At 48.5% G+C, this 21,395-nt stretch carries 17 protein-coding genes; 3 read left to right on the forward strand and 14 right to left on the reverse strand.

Going from position 1 to position 21,395, the window contains the following annotated elements:
* Positions 1-476: 476 nt before the first annotated feature.
* The 5 genes from yfkAB to M3650_RS04770 form a co-directional block, all read right to left on the reverse strand.
* Entirely contained in the window at positions 477-1,661 is a 1,185-nt protein-coding gene (gene yfkAB / locus M3650_RS04750) for a radical SAM/CxCxxxxC motif protein YfkAB (protein WP_251572848.1), read from the reverse strand.
* Between the two features lie 164 nt (positions 1,662-1,825).
* A complete protein-coding gene (locus M3650_RS04755; protein WP_251572850.1) occupies positions 1,826-4,066 on the reverse strand; it encodes an MMPL family transporter in 2,241 nt (746 codons plus the stop codon).
* A 289-nt stretch (positions 4,067-4,355) separates the two neighbouring features.
* The gene (locus M3650_RS04760) at positions 4,356-5,447 is read right to left on the reverse strand and encodes an HD-GYP domain-containing protein (protein ID WP_251572852.1); all 1,092 of its coding nucleotides are present in this window, start codon (positions 5,445-5,447) and stop codon (positions 4,356-4,358) included.
* 186 nt (positions 5,448-5,633) lie between these two features.
* On the reverse strand, positions 5,634-6,461 hold the full coding sequence (locus tag M3650_RS04765) for an undecaprenyl-diphosphate phosphatase (protein WP_019422742.1): 828 nt from the start codon (positions 6,459-6,461) through the stop codon (positions 5,634-5,636).
* Positions 6,462-6,484: 23 nt separating this feature from the next.
* Positions 6,485-7,984, reverse strand: coding sequence for a bifunctional metallophosphatase/5'-nucleotidase (locus M3650_RS04770; protein ID WP_251572854.1), 1,500 nt, complete (start codon positions 7,982-7,984; stop codon positions 6,485-6,487).
* A 206-nt stretch (positions 7,985-8,190) separates the two neighbouring features.
* On the opposite strand from M3650_RS04770, the gene M3650_RS04775 reads away from it, so the two are divergent.
* Positions 8,191-9,288 (forward strand): HD-GYP domain-containing protein, encoded by a 1,098-nt coding sequence (locus tag M3650_RS04775; protein ID WP_251572857.1) that lies wholly within the window; start codon positions 8,191-8,193, stop codon positions 9,286-9,288.
* A 16-nt stretch (positions 9,289-9,304) separates the two neighbouring features.
* Here M3650_RS04775 and M3650_RS04780 read toward each other — a convergent pair whose 3' ends face one another.
* The 7 genes from M3650_RS04780 to M3650_RS04810 all read right to left on the reverse strand — a co-directional run bounded on the left by M3650_RS04780 (position 9,305) and on the right by M3650_RS04810 (position 16,377).
* Positions 9,305-10,138: a polysaccharide deacetylase family protein gene (locus M3650_RS04780; protein WP_251572859.1), complete on the reverse strand. Its 834-nt coding sequence runs from the start codon at positions 10,136-10,138 to the stop codon at positions 9,305-9,307.
* A gap of 177 nt (positions 10,139-10,315) precedes the next feature.
* On the reverse strand, positions 10,316-11,713 hold the full coding sequence (gene sufB / locus M3650_RS04785) for a Fe-S cluster assembly protein SufB (protein ID WP_019422738.1): 1,398 nt from the start codon (positions 11,711-11,713) through the stop codon (positions 10,316-10,318).
* Positions 11,714-11,759: 46 nt separating this feature from the next.
* On the reverse strand, positions 11,760-12,182 hold the full coding sequence (gene sufU / locus M3650_RS04790) for a Fe-S cluster assembly sulfur transfer protein SufU (RefSeq protein WP_251572861.1): 423 nt from the start codon (positions 12,180-12,182) through the stop codon (positions 11,760-11,762).
* Entirely contained in the window at positions 12,169-13,395 is a 1,227-nt protein-coding gene (locus M3650_RS04795; RefSeq protein ID WP_251572863.1) for a cysteine desulfurase, read from the reverse strand. Before M3650_RS04795 ends, sufU begins: the two co-directional genes overlap by 14 nt.
* Positions 13,392-14,705 (reverse strand): Fe-S cluster assembly protein SufD, encoded by a 1,314-nt coding sequence (sufD, locus tag M3650_RS04800; RefSeq protein ID WP_251572865.1) that lies wholly within the window; start codon positions 14,703-14,705, stop codon positions 13,392-13,394. Before sufD ends, M3650_RS04795 begins: the two co-directional genes overlap by 4 nt.
* A 41-nt stretch (positions 14,706-14,746) precedes the next feature.
* Positions 14,747-15,529: a Fe-S cluster assembly ATPase SufC gene (gene sufC, locus M3650_RS04805; protein WP_251572867.1), complete on the reverse strand. Its 783-nt coding sequence runs from the start codon at positions 15,527-15,529 to the stop codon at positions 14,747-14,749.
* A gap of 359 nt (positions 15,530-15,888) precedes the next feature.
* Complete coding sequence (locus M3650_RS04810; RefSeq protein ID WP_251572870.1) at positions 15,889-16,377, reverse strand: Dps family protein; 489 nt, start codon at positions 16,375-16,377, stop codon at positions 15,889-15,891.
* 306 nt (positions 16,378-16,683) lie between these two features.
* Between M3650_RS04810 and mtnK the strand changes: the two genes are divergently transcribed.
* Positions 16,684-17,934, forward strand: a complete 1,251-nt coding sequence (gene mtnK, locus M3650_RS04815) for an S-methyl-5-thioribose kinase (protein ID WP_251572872.1) — start codon at positions 16,684-16,686, stop codon at positions 17,932-17,934.
* A 170-nt stretch (positions 17,935-18,104) separates the two neighbouring features.
* Here the strand turns inward: mtnK and M3650_RS04820 are convergent, their stop codons facing one another.
* Positions 18,105-18,407 carry a YunC family protein gene (locus M3650_RS04820; RefSeq protein WP_019422730.1) on the reverse strand — a complete coding sequence of 101 codons (303 nt, stop codon included), beginning with the start codon at positions 18,405-18,407 and terminating at the stop codon, positions 18,105-18,107.
* Between the two features lie 263 nt (positions 18,408-18,670).
* Between M3650_RS04820 and M3650_RS04825 the strand changes: the two genes are divergently transcribed.
* Entirely contained in the window at positions 18,671-19,348 is a 678-nt protein-coding gene (locus M3650_RS04825; RefSeq protein ID WP_251572874.1) for a hypothetical protein, read from the forward strand.
* A gap of 62 nt (positions 19,349-19,410) precedes the next feature.
* Here the strand turns inward: M3650_RS04825 and M3650_RS04830 are convergent, their stop codons facing one another.
* Complete coding sequence (locus tag M3650_RS04830; RefSeq protein ID WP_251572876.1) at positions 19,411-21,369, reverse strand: putative bifunctional diguanylate cyclase/phosphodiesterase; 1,959 nt, start codon at positions 21,367-21,369, stop codon at positions 19,411-19,413.
* Positions 21,370-21,395: the final 26 nt, after the last annotated feature.

Genomic DNA, 21,395 nt, shown 5'->3' on the forward strand with positions numbered 1-21,395 from the left:
ACCGGTGTTCCCTCATCTGCCCCTTTGCTTCATTCTCCCCTTCCATCAGAAATCCGTACGAACAATGTCGACTATGCATCCTGCCAAGTTCTCTGCCGTCAGGAACGGTCGTTTTCATGGTATGGTGTCTTTACTAAGCGGCATGTAGTTGTACCTCTTCCTCTTCCTCGTGCTCCTTTCTGACTCTATGGGAGAATGGATCTAAGGGTCATAGAACGGAAGCACATCCGTCTGTTTTCTATACTTGTGAAGGATACTCGTTTATAGTCGAACGATATGCCGCTGTCTGATTAGAGGGGAGAGTGAGGCAAAGGGAGCGAACAGACATACCTTCTCCGTGAAGGATAAAGTGATTCCATAGCAGTAGACATCTTCCGCCAAGAATCTATAAAAATTCTATAAGATTGGAAAAAGGCGCCCCATCGCTGGGAACGCCTTCACCATTTACTTGCAATCGAGCAGCAGTTTTTAATACGTCACAGTACCGGAACCTTGCCCTTCATCGCGGCTTCCCGATCCTTGAAGTCTACGCCTTTATAGTACATTTCAGCTACAAGCAGGTTAGGCCCGCAGCAGGACGCTTGCGGACAGTAACAATCCACCGTCTTGCAGAGAGGATGCTCATGCAGCCATGCATTGAATATATCGTCCAGCTTCACGTTGTGAATATTGCCGAAGGCAGGGATATCCGCAAAGTCGGTCACGAACACGTCCCCCGTAAAGAGATTGACGTTCAGACGGTTGCGTCCGTCAGGGTCATTGCGAAGCGTCACCATCGGTTCCGATTTCAACCGATTCAGCAGTTCCTGATCTTCTCCATTACTATTGCAGGAATAGAACGGCAACGTACCGAAGAGCATCCACATTTCCTTGTTGCGCGTGTCTAAGAGATGATGAATCGATTGACGCAGATCGGATATAGGCAGCGTCGGTAAATGCTCTGCGAAGGAGCTCGGATACATCGGATGAACCTCATGGCGTTTGCAGCCCATCTCATCAATAAGCCGATGGATCTCGCTCATCTTGTCATGTGTCCGATAATTGAGCATCGATTCAGCGGATATATACATGCCCGCTTCACTCAAGCGGCGCGTGTTCTCGATCATTTGCTCATACAGCCGGGCGGCTACACCAGATTTAACTTCATGGCTCGTGTGCGTGAACCCAACCGCATGGAAATCTTCCATGCACGTATAGTTGAAAGAAATGTGCATAACGTCCAAATATGGCGCAATCCACTCATACCGGCGCATATCCAGCGTCAAGTTGGAGTTGATCTGGGAACGAATGCCTCGATCGCGAGCATACTTGAGAATCGGGACGATATATTCCTTCACCGTCTTCTCATGGAACATCGGTTCACCGCCGGTAATGCTGATCGTCTCCAAATGCTCCACCTCATCCAAACGCTTCAGCATGAGGTCAAGCGGGAGCTTCGGAGGCTCAATCATCGTGAGCGTGTGTCCGACGGCACAATGCTCACACCGCATATTGCACACATTCGCCACGGTCATCTCGACGCTCGTCAACACATGATGGCCATAGGTTTGCAAGGAGCGTATCGGATCCCACGGATCATAATACGGGGAAATGTCCGGAAGCCCGTTCGCGATGCGCTCATGATTTACATTCGTTTCCTTCTCCACTTGCAGCTGTTTCATCTGTTATTCCACCTAACTTTCTAGTTGCCTCTTCATGTCAACTCATTATTCTACAATTTCTGCCCGTCTTCTCATAGGAGTTAGCGGCCTGTAGTCAGAACCGGCAACCATTATGCAGTTCTCTCTATGCAGTAAACGACAATGTAATCCGCCGAAGCTGTGCCTCAAGCTGCATTGCGCTCCGACTTGCTCCGGAACAATCTCGGTGCCCACCAATTCAACTTGCCCATGAGCTTCATCAAAGCTGGTACTAGAAACACACGAATTAGTGTCGCATCCAGCAGCACAGATGTGGCTAATCCAAGTCCAATAGCTTTCATCATCTCGTTATCCGTAAATATGAACGCGCCTACGACGACAATCAAGATGAATGCAGCGCTCGTAATAATGCTGCCGGTCTTCTTTAAGCCTTCTGCCGTACTATGTTCATTATTTTTCGTACGGTCATATTCTTCCGCAATCCGTGAGAGTAAAAACACCTCATAATCCATAGATATGCCGAATACGACGCAAAAAATGATGACTGGCAGCATCGCCACCACAATACCTGTTGAAGTGACCTGGAACAAGTCGGCCAAGTACCCATGCTGGAACACAAGCACAACGATGCCCAGGCTCGCCCCCAAGCTCAATATATTCATGAGCACCGCCTTCAACGGCAGCAGAACAGAGCGGAAGGCAATGAACAGAACGAAGTAGGTCACGAGCAGAATGAATCCGACGACATACGGCAGGGCGTTCGTAATCCGGTCGATAATGTCCAATTGAACAGCCGGCCTGCCTGTAACATACTTCTCGTTCACATCGCTCCCCAAATCCAATTCACGCAGTTGACGGACTAGCTCGAAGGCTTCATCACCGTCAGGCTGGACATCCGGTATGACCTGCATAATGATGAGCTGGCCTTTCACCAAGTGACTGCCTTCCAATTGCGCCCGAAGCTGTTCATTCTGCAGCGCACCGGCTTTCGCTTCCGCAGTAGGGAGTTGGGCAAGTGCCGCAACATAACTGTCTACACGGCGCACCCCTTCTACCTTGAGGATTTGGTCGGCCCATTTCTCAGCTTCTTGAATGGTATCAAGCTCTGTATAAGCCTTATCTGCCCGCAGCACCAATTGAACCGGGGTCAATTCATGCGGATCATAGACCTCATTCATTAAATCCGCGCCGTATCTGGATTCGTATTTCGGTGGCAGTACCTCAGCAGCCGGTATGCCAATCTTCATGCCTCCTACTGGCAAGGCACACGTAATGAGGATGGCGCACAACAATATTACGATCGTAACCGGCCGTTTCATGACTCCATGAGCAATCTTGATCCAGAACCTGCTCTCTTCCCCGTCAGTGCTCCGGCGAAAGCGCCGGGGAATGACAGGATAACGATTAATTTTCTCTCCGAATACCGCTAAAAGCGACAACAGCAGCGTATTCCCCACAATTACCGACATCGACACGACCATAACTCCGCCCAAGCTTAACGAACGAAATAAGGACAAGTCGATAAATGCCATCGCAACCAACCCAATCAACACGGCAACACCAGAGAAGAAGATGGATTGCCCTGCCCGCTGTGCAGTCATCGCCACCGCTTGCTCTATCGAAGGCTGACACCGCAGCTCCTCACGGAAGCGGCTGACCATGAATAAGGCGTAATCAATCCCAACCGCAAGTCCCAGCATCGTAACGACATTCGGCAGGAAATTGCTTAGCGAATCGGTCGATAGCGCAATAAAGTACAATAATCCTAGTGTCACTGTGACACTGAACAAGCCCACGATGAGCGGCAGCAGCCCTGCAAGCAATGTGCCAAACACAATGAGCAAAACAATGAGCGCTATCGGCAAGCCGATCATTTCCGACTTCACGATATCGCGCTTACTTGCCTCCTGCATATCATAATAGACCGGAGTAGCGCCGCTAGCATATATGTTCATGCTCGGAATATCGGGGATAAGCCTGCGGATGTCCGGATATTGTTCCAAAGCATCGTTCGTATCCATATTGAAAATGACGTTCACCGAGGTGACGTCCTGACGATTCCCGATTCTGCCGTCTTGACGCACGTGCAGATCCGTTACGTACGGCTGTTCTTGCAGCTTAGACAAGGACTGTTCGATTAATTGCATTGCCTGATCCGTCATCAGTGAGGAACCATCTTTGCTTTCATAGACAATGTCCATCATTGTAGCCGAAATTCCCATCTCATCCCGCAGCACATTCAATCCGTTGTCAGATTCACTGCCAGCAGGCGTAAATCCATTGTCTTTGAGCATAGATGGCACTTGAAAGGCAAAAAGGGCCATAACCAAAAAAATTATCACCCACACGCTCCACACCAAATGGCGCCGGCGGTACATCAGCTTGCCCCAATGCCAAAACAGACCGTGTTTATCTGTTTCTCGCACTCCTTGTTCCCCCTGCTTATGTAATAGAGGTCGTTCAAAAAATCCCCTTTTGATCACGTAATATTCCGAGAAGCTATTCGGCTTCGAATCTTGCATTCACTCTCGAAGAGCTTATGCTTCCGAAGCATGTTTCCTGCGGAAACATTTCAGGTGATCATGCAGTCTCGCCTACACTCCGCTCCTCCTTGCAAGTTTTGCGGAGCAAAACTCGATTCGAAAGCATACGCTTCGAGTTCTTGCAACCTTCTCGGTGCTGAAAAGTGGCCTTTTTGAACACACACTAATAACTCTAAGTCTCATTGTAAGCTTCGTTGCGACCAGGGTCAATTTTCTCAGTATCGGCTCCTACGATCATCATATGCAAGCATTCAGATAAATTAAGTTCTCGCGGAGCAGACAAACGGTTCCCTTCGGAATCGTACAAGATGCGAACGACGGGACGCTGCGGACAGTGCGCGTTGATGGAAGCGACAACACCGGTTTCCCCGTTGCTTAATACGATGGACATGCCTATCGGGTAGACGGCGATTCGATCTCGGAACAATGCAAGCATAGATTGCTCGTATAAAGTTCCCGAACCTGTGTACAAAATTTCCAGAGCTTCATGGGGCAGCATGGCTTGACGATAGACGCGATGTGTAGTCATCGCATCATAGGAGTCGGTAATCCCAATCCATCTGGCATATTCGTGGATGTCCGGCGAGGTAATACCCCGCGGATAGCCGCAACCATTCAATCGTTCATGATGCTGATACGCACAATGAGCGGCTAAGATCGGGATATTCGGTTCATTCTTGAGGATGCGGTAACCTAACTCCGCATGCTGCTTGATGTGGTCGAATTCGGAATCGGTCAGCTTGCCGGGCTTGGTCAATATTTGGAGGTCAATTTGCGTTTTGCCAATATCATGAAGAAGCGCTCCCATGCTCAACGTCTTCAACGCCTCTCGCTCATAGCCGTAGTGCATGCCAAGCAGCGTTGTGTAGACACATACATTGAGCGAGTGCCGGAATAAATAATGGTCAGTCGTTTGGATATCATTCAGCATGACCATCGCTTCATCATGATTGGAGAGATCGTCAATAATGGCATCCAGCACTTGAATAAAAGCACGATTCATCGTCGAGGATACTGGCCGTTTGCGCGAGGTCTTATCGTTCATCAGCAGCTTGAACTGCTGCCGGATCGTCTTGTTGGCCATACGGCGCGTATCCTCACTCAATAGGTTCGGGGCATCTATACCTTCAGTCAACTCATCTTCGATATATACGTGGGAGACTCCCATCGCAAGCAATCGTTGGATGTAGGATGCGTTCAGTTCGACGTGCTCTTCCAGCAGGACAAAACCTTCTTCATTAAATATTTTTTTTGCTAAACGCATGCCAGATCGGCACGCTTGAACTGGTACCCATCGCAAGCAGAGTCAACCCCTGATGTTAAGTTATTTACAATTTCGAAATGTATCCGTATTCCCTGTCTTAATTCTATTTTATAATACCATATGTCAGATAGTTAAAGTAATCATAGAATACCTTCAAAATTTATAGTTATGGAATTTTATGTATCGTTAACGCATGATAAAAAACCAGAACAAGGCGGCCAGCACAAAGCGATATATTGCAAAATGGCGCAAGCGGATTCGCTGAATATGATTCAAAAAGGTAACGACGACGATATAAGCGACCACGAAGGAGACGATAAATCCTAGCGCAAAAAAACCAATAATATCTAGAGTGAACATCTTGTAGTTCTCCAGCAGCTCATAGCCACTTGCCATCACCATAATTGGAATCGCGATCAAAAACGAAAAGTCCGCTGCCGCACGGTAGCTGACCCCGCTTAACATACCGCCTGACATCGTGGATCCCGAGCGTGAGAATCCTGGCCAGACGACAGATAGGATCTGGTATAGACCGATAAGAAACGCTTGTTTATAAGAGATATCCTCCATCGACTCAGCCGACGGTTTCTTCTTCGAGCCGAACCATTCAGCAAACCACATAAACGCCCCGCCGACTACAAGCGCCCAAAGCACCGTTGCTGTATTATCGAACTGACTCTTGACATAATCTTTGGCAAAGAACGCGACGAGCACAGCTGGACCAATGCCAAGAGCAATATGAATCAGATTGAGCCGCTTGGCCGGAATATTGCCCTTCTGTACCGTTTGGCTGCGCAGACCGAGCATTTCCATAATTCGCTGCCAATAGACAACCGTAATCGCTAAAATGGCGCCGAGCTGAATGACGATCTCGAATGTCTTCAGCCACCCCGCCTGCTCCGTAATGCCCATTAGCCGAGTCGTTAAAATCATATGACCAGTGGATGAAACCGGGATGAATTCCGTTAAACCTTCAACGATACCTAATATAATCGCAATCATCACGTAGAACATGCTTCCAACCCACTCCTCTCCCTCTAATCGAGGGTAGTCAATGTGAATCTGCTCTCACGGCAGCGTTCCAGTTCCAGTTCATTTTGAAGTTGAGATTTTAATATATCGCGTAAAAAATCCGGCAGCAAAAACTGAATGTTCTCCCCTTGCTTCAAGCTTAAATATCCAGCACCGAAGACAAACATATCGATACTCCCCACCCACAGCATATCCGTGTCTAGAATTTCCCGACCATCTTCGCGCCATAGACGGATCCTCGTCTCGTCAGCATGAACGGTGGCCTCCATCTGCAGCCCATCAAAGCATAGCGTGCCAAGCTCCGTTCCGCGAAATCCGTATCCGCGAATCGTCTTGTGAATCCATTCCTCCTGCAAGCATTCCTTCAAAGCTCGACGTAATGCGGACCCGCTCAATTGCATACGAACCGGGTTGATAGGGGAAGGGCATATTGCGTGCAGCATGCCTTCCGTAACTTCCCCTGCCGGAATATGTCCGAGCAGCTGCCCAGCATTCACGATACCGATGTCCGCTCGGGCGGCGGAACGAAGTCCTTGAGCAAGAAGCTGACCTAGAGGAGAAGGCTTCGCAAGGTGAACTGCAAGCGGTTCAGATAAGACCGTGACTGGAGCGGCTAAATGCCTAACCGCTTCTTCCCGCCAACGTCCCAGTTCCTGGACAATAATCTCATCCGGCTCCAGCTCAGCCGTTGGGATGCAGTAAGGCTTCATATGTATCTTCCCTGCACGGCGGCAGCACTCCACGACCCCTAAATAGCTGCCGTGCTTCCCAGCGGCAAGCAGCCACGTATCCTTGATTCGCCTGCCTTCTTGCAGCAAGTGGTGCGTATGACCGCCCAATATGAGGTCAATGCCATCGATTTGCTCCGCCATGCGCTCATCAACAGGCAATCCGCAATGGGAAAGGACGATGAGCAGATCGACGGTAGGTCGCAATTCGGCAACCGCGTCGGCAACCGCATCTATCGGGTCGGTTACATCCCATCCCAGCAACTTATAATAATCAGGATACGATGCAGTCACTCCTACAATACCTATGCGGTATTCGTTGCGCTCAAGGCGTATCCACGGTGTAAGCCAGTTCGGACGTTCTCCGCTGTCCAGATCGAACACATTAGCCGCCAACATCGGAAATTGCCCCCACTTCCGATATACGTCGCCTAATCTTTCGGGTTCAAAGGTAAGCCCTTCATTATTGCCGATGACGCCGGCATCATAACGCAAAGCATTCATAATGTGCAGATTGGCCGCCCCATAGGTTCCTTCCGTCTCTGAGAATGCTCTGTCCATATGATCGCCACCATCCAATAACAGCACCCGATTCCCTAACCGGGCACGGTATTGGCGAATCTGAGCAGCCAGACGGGTGACTCCTTCCCAATGGCTGTGCACGTCATTGGTATACAATAGGATGATCGAATCGTCCGAACCACAATCTAACGACTGCAGCAACTTCATCCCTTCCTTTCCGCCTGCAATCCATGGCTGATAAACATCAACAAGCATAGCATGAACATCATCGCTTGACTATTGCCCTGCGTTAGGATTGCCGTTCGGGACAAACTCGCCTCTATATTCATATACGAGCTTCAAGAAAGATTCATCACCGCAAATTTTCAGTTTATTTGGAAAATGTTGTTGTCACATTTTCGTGGAGTTGATATGATAAATCGTACATGTAGGCCAATTTAACTGGGATGGTGAAATGCAACGTGCGGGTTCATGTTACGCAAATTAGAGATGGGGATAGACTATCGAAGGATATTTTCAATCATCATGGTCTATTAGTCCTATCCGCGGGTACGGCCATCAAGGAACGAGACATTGCTTTGTTCCTAAGGCACCATATGGATATGATTGATATTGAAGCTCGTGAAAACAACACATTTATGATACCGCTTACTGCTGTGATGGATAAGAATTTCGGTGATGAGGGCCAACCGGATAATCCCGTGCAATCGTTACAATCCAGACAATCGATGCTCCTTAGTTATAAAGAGGCTATATCCGGCGTTGAGACACTGTTCTCCGATGCTATCGCTCATGGCATTGTGAAGGACAAGCAAGTCGAACAGACGATCATGCCAATTATTCAACAAATCGAGAACGAACGCGACGTCGTCTCACTGCTGCTGATGCTCGATTCTCAGGATGATTACACATGCCAGCATTCCGTACAAGTCGGCATGCTGGCCTTCTATCTCGCCAAGTGGCTTCATTATGAAGATGTCGATGCGATGCGCATTTGCAAAGCCGGCTTCCTCCACGACATCGGAAAAGCTCACATAGACAAGGACATATTAAACAAGCCGGATCGCCTGACTGCTGAGGAGTTCGAAGCGATTAAGCGCCACACGATAAGCGGATACGAGGTCATCAGACAGTCATATGAGGATGAATGGCTCTCATTAGCCGCCCTTCAGCACCATGAGCGACTCGACGGCTCCGGATATCCGTATGGACTTATCGATGAGAACATTCATCCGGTATCGCGAATCGTTGCCATTGTAGATGTGTATAGCGCCATGACCTCGAATCGAAGCTATCGCAAGAAACAAGATTTGTTTACCGTGTTGAAGGAACTGTATCATATGAGCTTTAGCGGGCTGGATCCGACGCTTACGCATACTTTCATCCGTAATATGCTCCCGAACTTTATACATAAGCAGGCTCGTCTGAACGATGGTAGAACGGGACTCATCGTCATGACGCATCAGACGGAATTCTTCCGCCCGCTCGTGCAAATCGATAATCAATTTATCGATTTATCGTCAACGAGAGAACTATTTATTGAACAGGTTTACGTATAAGCACGCCATTGCAGTGCTAGCGATTCGTGTGCGCCTTAACGCGATGTGTCATGAGCTCCGAGACGGTAACGAAGGAATATCCACGTTTCTTCAATTCCGGCAAAATCACTTTCAGCGCTTCGACCGTCTGGGAGCTCCTATCGTTAAAATCATGCATAAGCACAATATCGCCGTTTCTTGCATGATCCAACACCTTGTTCACAATCCGCTGTACGCCGGGTGAACTCCAATCCTTCGTATCCTGATGCCATGACCATAATACAATGCGATAGTCATTAGCATGAGCAACCTTCACCAGATTTTCATTGTAGTATCCGCCCGGTGGTCTGTACAATCGCGGTGCAATCCCGGTCACTTCCTCAATGACACGATGCGCCCGCATTATTTCGTCTTTTATTACTGCCGATGACGTGCCGCGACGAAGATATTTGTGATGGTAGGAATGGTTACCAATTTCATGTCCCTCGGACACGGTTCGCTTTACTAATTGCGTATGCTTTTGTACACGCCATCCTACAAGAAAAAACGTCGCCTTGGCATCATATTGCTTCAACAATTCCAATATTTTCGGCGTGTTTTTCGGATCAGGTCCATCATCGAAGGTAAGAGCGATTCGCTTGCCAGCTGAAGGCACTTCCCATACGATATCTCCTCTTTGCTCATAGTACGAACGATCTTTACGAGCCGGCTCCTGCAGCTTTGCCATCGCGTGAAGCTCAGACGGACTCTCCATCCACGCATTCACAGGCCATGCCCTAAACGAAAAAATGAGCAGCATGACCGCGGTCAAATATAGAGTACGCTGCCAGTGACAGCGCTTGCTCTTCCCGTGCAGAGGTGAACGATTCATAACCTCTCCTCCATCCGTGCATAAATTAGGTGAATGCATATATGAACTAACTTCTGCATTCCGTTCACATATGCCCCTTAGTATGACCCTGTAGGAGAAGTGCCATTCGCTTCATGCGGCTCGATCAAATAACGCCTTGCTCCCCAAAGGGAACAAGGCGTTATCATGTATATCGTATTATCCAATGGAACCTTCCATTTCGAACTTAATGAGTCGGTTCATTTCAACCGCATATTCCATTGGCAGCTCTTTCGTAAACGGTTCAATAAAGCCCATGACGATCATTTGCGTCGCTTCGTCTTCGGTCAGTCCACGGCTCATCAGATAGAACAATTGATCTTCGGACACTTTCGATACTGTCGCCTCATGCTCCAACTGAATGTTGTCGTTGCGGATCTCGTTGTACGGGATCGTATCCGATGTCGACTCGTTATCCAAGATGAGCGTATCGCACTTGACGTTCGACTTCGCTCCGTCGGAGTCGCGGCCGAACGATGCAAGACCACGATACGTTACCTTTCCGCCATGCTTGGAAATAGACTTCGAGATGATGGTCGATGTCGTATCCGGAGCTAAGTGAATCATCTTCGCACCTGCATCTTGGTGTTGTCCTTTGCCTGCAACAGCGATGGACAATACGGAACCTTTGGCTCCGCGTCCTTTCAAGATGACGGCAGGGTACTTCATCGTCAGCTTAGAGCCGATATTGCCGTCTACCCATTCCATGTTCGCGTTCTCTTCACAGACCGCACGCTTCGTTACCAGGTTGTAGATGTTCGGCGCCCAGTTCTGAATCGTCGTATAGCGAACGCGTGCGTTCTTCTTCACGATGATTTCAACGACTGCGCTATGCAGCGAGTTCGTGCTGTAGATCGGAGCCGTACAGCCCTCGACATAATGTACGAAGCTGTCCTCATCGGCGATGATAAGCGTCCGCTCGAACTGTCCCATGTTCTCCGAGTTAATGCGGAAGTACGCTTGCAGCGGGATTTCGCATTTGACACCCTTCGGTACGTAAATGAAGCTGCCACCAGACCATACGGCACTATTCAACGCGGCGAACTTGTTATCTGCCGGAGGAACAACCGTGCCGAAATATTCACGGAACAGCTCTGGGTGCTCACGCAGGGCAGAATCGGTATCCATAAAAATGACACCTTGATCTTCGAGCTCTTTCTGCATGCTGTGGTAGACGACTTCGGACTCATACTGTGCCGAAACCCCGGCCAAAAATTTCTGTTCCGCTTCCGGAATGCCGAGCTTGTCGAACGTTTCCTTAATTTCAGCCGGAACTTCTTCCCATGTCTTCCCTTGTTTCTCGGAAGGACGGACATAGTATTGGATATCGTTGAAGTCCAATTCATCCAAGTCGCCACCCCAACGCGGCATTGCCATCTTGTTGAACTGCTCCAGCGACTTCATTCGGAAATCGAGCATCCAATCGTTCTCTTCCTTGATGCCGGAAATCTCTTTGACGATTTCCGGTGTCAGGCCCTTACCGGATTGGAAGACCGCTTGGTGGTTGTCGCGAAAGCCATATTTATACTCTTCCATTTCAGGCATTTTCTTCGCCATAATAATAAACCTCCTCCGTACGGTTTCCCGCACTTGCTAAGCCGAGCTAGATCGGCTCTTCAATTCCTTTGCGCAGTGCGTTCCAGGCCAATGTCGCACATTTGATGCGAGCCGGGAACTTGCATACGCCAGACAAAGCTTCAATATCTTCGTATTCATCAAACGTAACGTCCTCGCCCTTCACCATGGCGGAGAACCGATCCGCCAATTCCAACGCTTGTTCCAGCGTCTTGCCTTTTACCGCTTCGGTCATCATCGAGGCGCTCGACATGCTTATGGAGCAGCCTTCCCCGGTATAGCGTGCCGCCTCTACGATTCCATCGTTCACCTGCAACTGAAGCGAGATACGGTCACCGCAAGTTGGGTTGTTCAAATCAATGGTCACGACTTCGGCGTCAAACGTACCGCGATTACGTGGTTTCTTGTAATGATCCATGATGACGCGGCGGTACAAATCATCCAATTGCATCGCTGAAATACTCCTTTGTCTCTCGCAACGCTTGCGCCAACCGGTCGATGTCTTCTTCCGTGTTGTACAGATAGAAACTTGCGCGCGCCGTCGAGCTGACGTTCAGCCAACGCATCAGCGGCTGGCAGCAGTGATGTCCGGCACGGACGGCAATTCCTTTGGCATCGAGCACGGTGGCGACATCGTGCGGATGAATGTCATCGAGGTTGAACGTGACTAGTCCGACGCGCCCCTGATGCGGGCCATAGATAGTCAATCCCTCGATCGCGCCCAGCTTGTCGATGGCTAAGCCTGCAAGCTGGTGCTCATGCTGCTGAATGTTCTCCAGACCGACTTCCTCCAAGAAGTCGATGGCCGCCGCAAGTCCGACTGCACCCGCAATAATCGGCGTGCCGCCTTCGAAGCGCCAAGGAGCATCCTTCCAGGTCGATTCGTACAAATCAACGAAGTCGATCATTTCGCCGCCGAATTCAATCGGCTCCATTGCATTCAAAAGCTCTTTTCTGCCATAGAGTGCCCCGATTCCCGTAGGAGCGCACATCTTGTGACCGGATAACGTGTAGAAATCGCAGTCCAAATTCTGCACGTCGATGCGCATATGCGGTGTGCTCTGCGCACCGTCGACCACCATGACAGCTCCGTGCCGATGCGCAATCTCGGCTATCTCCTTGACCGGGTTGACGACACCGAGCACGTTCGAGACATACATCACCGAGACAATCTTCGTTCGGTCCGTAATCGTCTTCTCCACGTCAGCGAGCGAAATCGTTCCATCCTCTTGCAGAGGAATGTATTTTAACGTGGCTCCGGTCGCTTTCGCGACTTGCTGCCACGGAATGAGATTGCTGTGATGTTCCATCGGGGTAAGTACAATCTCGTCCCCTTCTTGGCATACCGTACGTCCGTAAGAAGACGCCACTAGATTGATGGCAGTCGTCGTCCCGCGTGTGAACACGATCTCTTCCGTGCGCTTGGCATTAATGAAGCGGGCTACTTTCTCCCGCGCGCCTTCGTAAGCGTCCGTGGCCCGGGAGCCGAGCGTGTGCACACCGCGGTGTACGTTGGAATTATCCCACTCGTAATACCTCTTCACGGCATCAATAACGGACCTCGGCTTCTGTGAAGTCGCCGCATTGTCCAAATACACCAACGGATGTCCATTCACTTCCTGATTCAGAATCGGAAATTGCTCACGAAGCTCGCGTCCAATCATTGTCCCAGCTTCCTTTCGATGTAGCTCTTTAACAGCTGCTGCAAATACTCGTTCGGCACCTCCGCGACGACTGGAGCCAAGAACCCGCGAATGATGAGGTTCTCCGCATCCTCACGGGATATACCGCGCGACATCATATAATGCACTTGTTCTTGATTCACCTGTCCAGCAGACGCTGCGTGTCCTGCTGTGACATCGTCCTCGTCGATGAGAAGAATCGGGTTCGCATCCCCGCGCGCTTTCGGGCTCAACATGAGCACGCGCTCCGTCTGCTCTCCGTTCGCCTTCGTCGCACCCTTCTCGATTTTCGTAATGCCGTTAATAATCGAGGATGCCGATTCACGCATTACCGCACGCGTAATCATCTGGCTATCGGAGCTCTTGCCGATATGGACCGCTTTGGTCGTAATATTGAGCTTCTGCTCCCCATTACCTACACATATGATTTTAGCATCAGAAGTTGAACCGTTGCCTTGAAGAATAGAGTTCGTTTCCGAAGCTGCGTTGCCGTTATGCATTTCACCGACGATCCATTCAATGCGTCCATCGTTCTCGACGACAGCACGGCGGAACGTAACGTCTGTCGCCAGCTCGCCCAAGTGGTGGATCGATGCATACGTCACCTTGGCTCCTGGCTTGACGAACACTTCAACGACGCCGTTATGAACAATCGGCGCTTGCAGCTGGCCAGAAACGTAGTTGTCCATGTACGACACGCGGCTGTTCGCTTCTGCGACAATCAGCACGTGAGGCGCGAACGTCGCTTGTGCATCGTCCGTGTAGAACAACGCCTGCAGCGGAATATCCACTTCTACGTTCTTCGGAATGTATAGGAATGCGCCGCCGTTCCACAATGCAGCATGAAGTGCTGCCATACGGTGTTCATCTGCTTTGAGCGCTTGCATCAAGTAAGGCTTCACCAGTGCTTCATGTTCGCGGACAGCCGTTTCCAAATCGGTAAAAATAATACCCTTGGCCGCTAATTCCGCATTCAAGCGGCGGTAGACGACTCCGGAATTGTGCTGCACCAGCACGTTATCCATATCTTGCGCGCCGTCTTCGTTCAGAAAGCTGCGTGCTTCAGCAGGCACATCGCTGAAGCTCTTCGCTTCTACAGCGTCCGCATATACTCCATACGTATTCAAATTCCAGCGTTCTATTTTTGTTTTCTCTAATTTAGGGTAATCCAGTGTTGCTGCATTCTCCAGTGCTTGCAAGCGGGATTCCGCCAACCAAGCCGGCTCGTTCTTGCGGCTGGAGAGGGCAGCGACCGTTTCACGGTCCACTGGTAGTATCGTTTGCGTGCTCATCGGTCTATCGCTCCTCCTGTCTATCTGTCGATTGCTGATTTTTAAGCGTCTTGTCCTACCGTCTCATCGGTAATGCCCAGTTCTTCCTTGACCCAATCGTATCCTTCTGCTTCCAGACGCTCTGCGAGCTCAGGACCACCGGATTTCACGATACGTCCTTGCATCATAACGTGAACGAAGTCTGGCTTGACGTAGTTCAACAACCGCTGATAGTGAGTGATAATGAGGAAGCCGCGGTCTTCGCTGCGCATTGCGTTAACACCGTTCGCTACAATTCTTAGCGCGTCGATGTCAAGACCGGAGTCGATTTCGTCCAAGACGACGATCTTCGGATCCAGCATCATCATTTGCAAAATTTCATTACGCTTTTTCTCCCCGCCGGAGAAGCCTTCGTTCAAATAGCGATGGGCGAATTCTTCATTCATTTCGAGTTCTTTCATTTTGCCTTCCATTTGGCGAATGAACTTGATAAGCGAGATTTCGTTGCCTTCGCCGCGGCGGGCGTTAATGGCACTGCGCATAAAGTCGGAATTCGTTACGCCGGCAATTTCGCTTGGATACTGCATAGCAAGGAACAGTCCCGCACGTGCGCGCTCATCCACTTCCATTTCAAGCAGATCCTCGCCATTAATCGTTACATTGCCTTCTGTTACTTCATATTTGGGATGGCCCATAAGCGCCGCAGCGAGCGTACTCTTACCTGTACCGTTCGGACCCATGATGGCGTGAATTTCGCCGCCTTTCATTTCCAGGTCGATACCTTTTAAAATTTCTTTACCTTCAATGGTTGCTTTCAAACCATTAATGACGAATTGAGTTGCCATGTGTGTGTTACCTCCAGATTGATGGATTTGTGAAGAACATGTATACTGTAAAGAAAGATTGATCGCGGGAGATGAATCTTTTCTCTATAAAAAATATTATCTTATAATCATTATAAATTGATTATCATTGATTCTCAATCTTAATTTTAAAACAATGATTTGTATAAATCAACCAACACCCCGGACGAGCCTTGCCCCATCCCCCTTTTCCCTTCTTTTTTTCATCGTTAATCTTTTGTTTATTTCCTATTTTCAGTTCATATCTCACCAAAAAGCGCACCCCTCTACAGGATGCGCTCGATGTAATACAGCTCATTGGACAAACTGTAATTCAAATTCGGTTGTAACGTGATTCGCAATTAGTTCTGAACCGCTTTAAGATGATCAGCTTTGGATTCTTCTCCAATGTATGCGCTCAGCATCCATACGTGCTTTGCCAAGTCGCCTTGCATGCCGATGAACAAGTCGTTCGACACTTCGTCGCCTACTTTTTGCGCTTCTTCCTGAGCTTCTCCGAACTCCTTGATCAATTGGTTAAAATCTTTAATCAATTGCTTCACCATATCTTCGGATGTTTCGTTTCCGACGCCTTCTTGAATGGTTGTATGCTGCGAGTACTCTTTCAACGTCGCATATGGTTTCCCGCCGATTGTAAGCAGGCGTTCTGCCACTTCATCCATCTTCTCTGTAATTTCGTTATATAATTCTTCGAATTTTTCATGCAAGTTGAAGAACAAGTGTCCTTTTACAAACCAGTGATAATTATGAAGTTTCACATACATTACATTTAAGTTCGCTACTTGTTGATTCAAAAGTGTTTGGAGTTGCGCATTTTGTTGGTTGGCCATTGTATTATTCCTCCTAGAATTTAATTATTTCTTGTTAATAATTATTCTAATATAAGAATTAGTTTTTAACAAGACTTTATCAGGCTCTTTCAGTTTGTAATTTTTCCCTTTTCTCTTGCTTGCCTTGCTACTGATTATGTACCCTTTTTGTCCCCTTTATGAATCAGTACATTCATTAAGATGTTCCTTAAAAATTAGTGTTTCAATAGGCAATAAAATCTTATATACTAATTCGAAACAGTCTCGATATGGAACAGGATTGTTCACAGTTCAGCAATATTGTAACTCGGGAGGTGCTTGTCCACTATGACGAAATCTACAGTTTACCGTCCATTGTGTATAGAAGATGCCGTTCAACTGGCACGCAATATTGAAGGTGTCTTTCCCCCCACTGCCTCCCTGCGATGTGAAGAAATCGGAGACGGCAATTTAAATTTAGTATTTCGTGTTTATGAAATAAGCAAAGACACGACGGATTCGGCTCTGTCTCCACGACGTATTATTATCAAGCAAGCGCTCCCTTATGCAAAAGTGGTGGGAGAGTCATGGCCATTAACGTTAGATCGTGCACGTATCGAAAGCCAAGCGCTTATCGCCCAAGGGCAACTTGTGCCTCATCTGGTGCCGAAAGTATATTTGTACAACCCTGACTTGGCTTTAACGGTTATGGAGGATTTAAGCGATTATACGATTATGCGCACGGGATTGATGCAGCGTAATCATTATCCTCTCTTTGCTGAACATATAGCTGAATTTTTGGCGAAGACGCTGTTCTTCAGCTCCGATCTCGGCCTTAACCAGCAGGATAAGAAACGGAATGTGGAACGCTTTATCAATCCGGAGTTGTGCAAGATTACGGAAGATCTCATCTTCGATGATCCATACACTGCTTCGCCGAACAATAACTGTGATGCAGCGATTGAAGATGAGTTGAAGAAGCTGTCGCAGGATCGCGGCCTGCAGTTCGAAGTGATGCTGCTGCGCGAGAAGTTCCTCACCCAGGCTCAAGCGCTGCTGCACGGGGATTTACATACGGGCAGTATTTTTATTACACCGGAGTCCACCAAAGTCATTGATCCGGAGTTTGCGTATTACGGACCTATGGGCTTCGATATCGGCGCCATCATCGCCAATCTGATCTTGAATACGATTTCTCAGGAATATTGGAGTGCCGATGAAGAGACGCGCCGACAATTTCGAGCTTACTTGCTGCAGATGGTGCGGGATATCTGGAATCAATTCGAGTCACGATTCCGGTCGTTATGGGACAATCATGTCGTAGACCGCATGGCACAGACTGACGGGTATCAAGACACTTATCTAACTCGGGTGCTTCAAGATTCAGTTGGCTATGCAGGGTGCAAAATGATTCGCCGTATCGTCGGGCTCGCTCATGTTGCCGATATCGACAGCATATCGGATCTGCATGTCAGAGAACGAGCGCAGCGCACAGCCCTCTTTATTGGAAAAAGACTGGTGAACATGAATCGCCGCATTCAGTCGATCGATGAAGTAATCACAGCTTGTGAACATGGTAATGCAGGGGTTCAAGCATAATGTACTACTGCACAATCCAAATGCTTTGCGTCAGCTCGAGTCGGTAATGGGCATGAACAAATAAGCGTTCATTCCTACATAAGGCGAAGGTGGGACATCCCATCCCTAAATGGAACGTTCTTCCTGCCCCGCGGTTCTGATCCATTCACCGACGCGAGCATCCGTTCATGTCAGATCATGCGCAGCAAAGCATCATTGCCTCTCATTCCAGGAAGGATACCTAGTCCTTCAGCTTCATGCGTTACCGATTCAAGCGGGGCATCCAGCAATTGCTCCAACGTGCGAACCCCGACAGCGCGACCGGCAATAATGCCGCGATCTTTCAGCTTCGCATTCAATAAACCTACATCAAGCGCTCCACACATAATGTAGCCTTTGCTTGTCGTTATCGCTAACAAGGTTGTCTTCGGGAGTTCCACTTCTACTCCGAGAACGGTATGGCCCTCAATCGTCATCGGCAGTAATCGTATCAATGAACTACCTCCTTCTGCGTGAAAAGATAATAAAATGGTTGTTCAAAAAGTCCTCTTTTTGATCACGAAGTATCGCAAGAAGCTATTCGGCGCTGAAAAGGGACCTTTTTGAACACGCACTATATGTTATGCAGGAGCAATCTTTTTGCCTCATATGGGCATTTTTTATTCATTTTGGTACTTTAGGACTATAATTCTTTTTTTGTCCCGTATTATAATGGTCTCATCTAGGCAAAATGTCCAGGTTGGAGGAATTACACAATATGCTTTATCCAATTACAGCGAAACAGTCCGTCTATAAGTTCAATGTCGATATTATGATTCAAGGCGAATCCAACGTGGCTGCGCTAGAACAACTGTTACACTTGCTGCAAACGAATCCTGAAATATTAGACCTTCGGGTGCAATCAGGAATCGAACTCGGTTCTTTACTAGAAATGATGGAAACAATGCAACAGCAAAAAATGAATACGACCCCGTTCGGCAAGCTAACAGCAATGCGAATCGCCAATCAAAGCTCTGCCCCTTCTCGTGCGAAGAGCCACGCTCCACAAATGGCGTCTAACGCTTCAACTGTTCGAGCTGGAGCGAATCCCGAGCAGATAGGGAACTTGCCTATAGATAAGGGTAACGTTGGTAACAAGAGGAATATGCAGCATGAGGCCGAGCGACCGCCGGCAGTTGCTGCTCCGGCACAATCGACAACCGATACTTACACAGAACGGCTCACTCAAATAGAGCGCACAATCAAGCAAAATATTGAACAGAACTGCTTAGTACGATTATCCGTCAACAAAGGGAAGGGGATTAGGATCAGTCTTCCTTGCCGCTTCCTCAACTATGATGCCACGAATCAATTGTTAAACGTATATCATGTCGACCAGAAGCAAGTATACGCCTACCACTTGTCCGAGATAGAAGAAATGAATCAGCAATCATGAGAAAATCAAACAGCCACACAGAAAGTCTCCCGACTAACGATGTGGCTGTCTTTGTTTTTTCTCTACATTTGAGTAACTTCTTGCTTGCAATGACGTCGGAACAGTTCCTCAAACCGTTGACAAGATAATGGAGGACTGAAATAATAGCCTTGAATTTCATCGCAGCGATGCTTCTGCAAGAATAGAAGCTGTTCTTCGGTCTCTACGCCCTCGGCGATCACTTGCATGTTCATATTATGGCCCAAAGCAATGATTGCAGATACGATTGCAGCATCATTCGGGTCATGCTCCAAGTCACGAACGAAGGAACGATCAATCTTCAAGCGATGAATCGGGAAGTTTTTCAAATAGTGAAGTGAACTGTATCCCGTTCCGAAATCGTCAATGCTGATCGCGACGCCCATATCCTTCAACTTTTTTAATATATGAGAGGCTCTGGATACATCCAATGTCATGCTCTCCGTAATTTCCAGATCAAGATAGCGAGGTTCAAGTCCGGTTCGGATTAATACATCCCGTACGGTCTCCGCCAAATTCTTCATCTCGAATTGCCTTACGGACAAGTTGACGGATACAGGGATGGGTGGAAGTCCGATGTTCTGCCATTTCATATTTTGCCGGCATGCTTCTTCCATTACCCACGTTCCCAATGCGACGATAAAGCCGTTCTCTTCCGCCAGCGGGATGAAGTCTCCTGGTGAAATGAGGCCTCGCTCTGGATGATTCCACCGCACCAAAGCCTCCACACCGACAATTTGTTGAGAATTCATGTCCACTTGAGGCTGATAGAATAACTCGAATTCTTCCTTCGTTAACGCAATTCGCATGTCATTCTCAAGCGTAATTCGTTCCAGTGGACGGTCATTCATTTCCGAAGTGTAGAACAAATACCCGTTCTTCCCTTGCTCTTTCACGCGAGACAACGCTAAGTCCGCCTGCTTGATCGCCATGCCGGCTTTCGCATGATACTGTGATTTGTCAATGATGGTAACCCCAATGCTCATCGTGACATGCACTGGGATATCATTCAAATAGAAGGGCTCCTCCATCACAGCCAAACATTGACGCACCCGTTCATGCATTTCTTGCTCCGATTCTATGTATGTAAGAAAACAAGCGAACTCATCACCCTCCATACGCGCAACGACATCGTTATCCGTCATGGAGCGAAGGAGCCGTTCGGCGCACTGCATAAGCAGCATATCTCCAAAGTCGGTTCCAAACGTATCGTTAATTCGCTTAAACCGGTCGAGATCCATATACATGACCACGATGGTAAAAGAAGCGTTTGCCGCCATATTCAACGCTTCCTCCAACCGCTGCATGAACATGCGCCGATTCGGAAGTCCCGTCATGTCGTCATAATACGACATATACCGAATCCGTTCTGCCATATGCCGGTCCGGACTGGCATCCTGCAGACATACCGAGAACAGCGGGTGGTCTAATGACGGATTCGGATACACACAGTCCGGCAGACGGGCGATATGGGCAATCCAATCCTGCGGGAAGCCTTGGTTGTGGTAACCGAGGAGTTCCAATTGAACCTCGCTGCCATCCAGCGCTTCGGATAATGCGTTCGAAAGCTTTGCTTTATAGCGCTCATCTATCCACTGTCCAACAGACAACGCAGTATCGTCAAATTGCGTTTCTTCGTAAAACGATGTGTTCGCGCCTATGACAAATCCATCTCGTCTAAGAAACAGAATGGGAACGGGGACATGGTTATATACATGCTTCAAACTTGTATTTACTGATGCACCGGTCAAAGTATGGTCAGTTAGTGCTTGGCTGAGGCTTGTATGTTGGAAACGCTTCATGATGACCTCAACGTAGACAACATAGATAATCATCCCCAACAGCACGAGGGATACCGCTACACGCAGACTACCTTCGGCTACCCACCAGGCCCATGCTCCAGCTCCCATTGCAGCGGCCGGAGCAAATCGAATGACGTTAGTAGAAGCCAGCCGGGTCTTTTGCCGTCGTGATTCTAGCTCCTGTTCTTTCGGGTTGTTCACCATATCTCTTCCTTCCGGCCTTGAAG

Source organism: Paenibacillus sp. MER TA 81-3 (genome assembly GCF_023713585.1).
GTDB lineage: Bacteria > Bacillota > Bacilli > Paenibacillales > Paenibacillaceae > Paenibacillus_B > Paenibacillus_B profundus.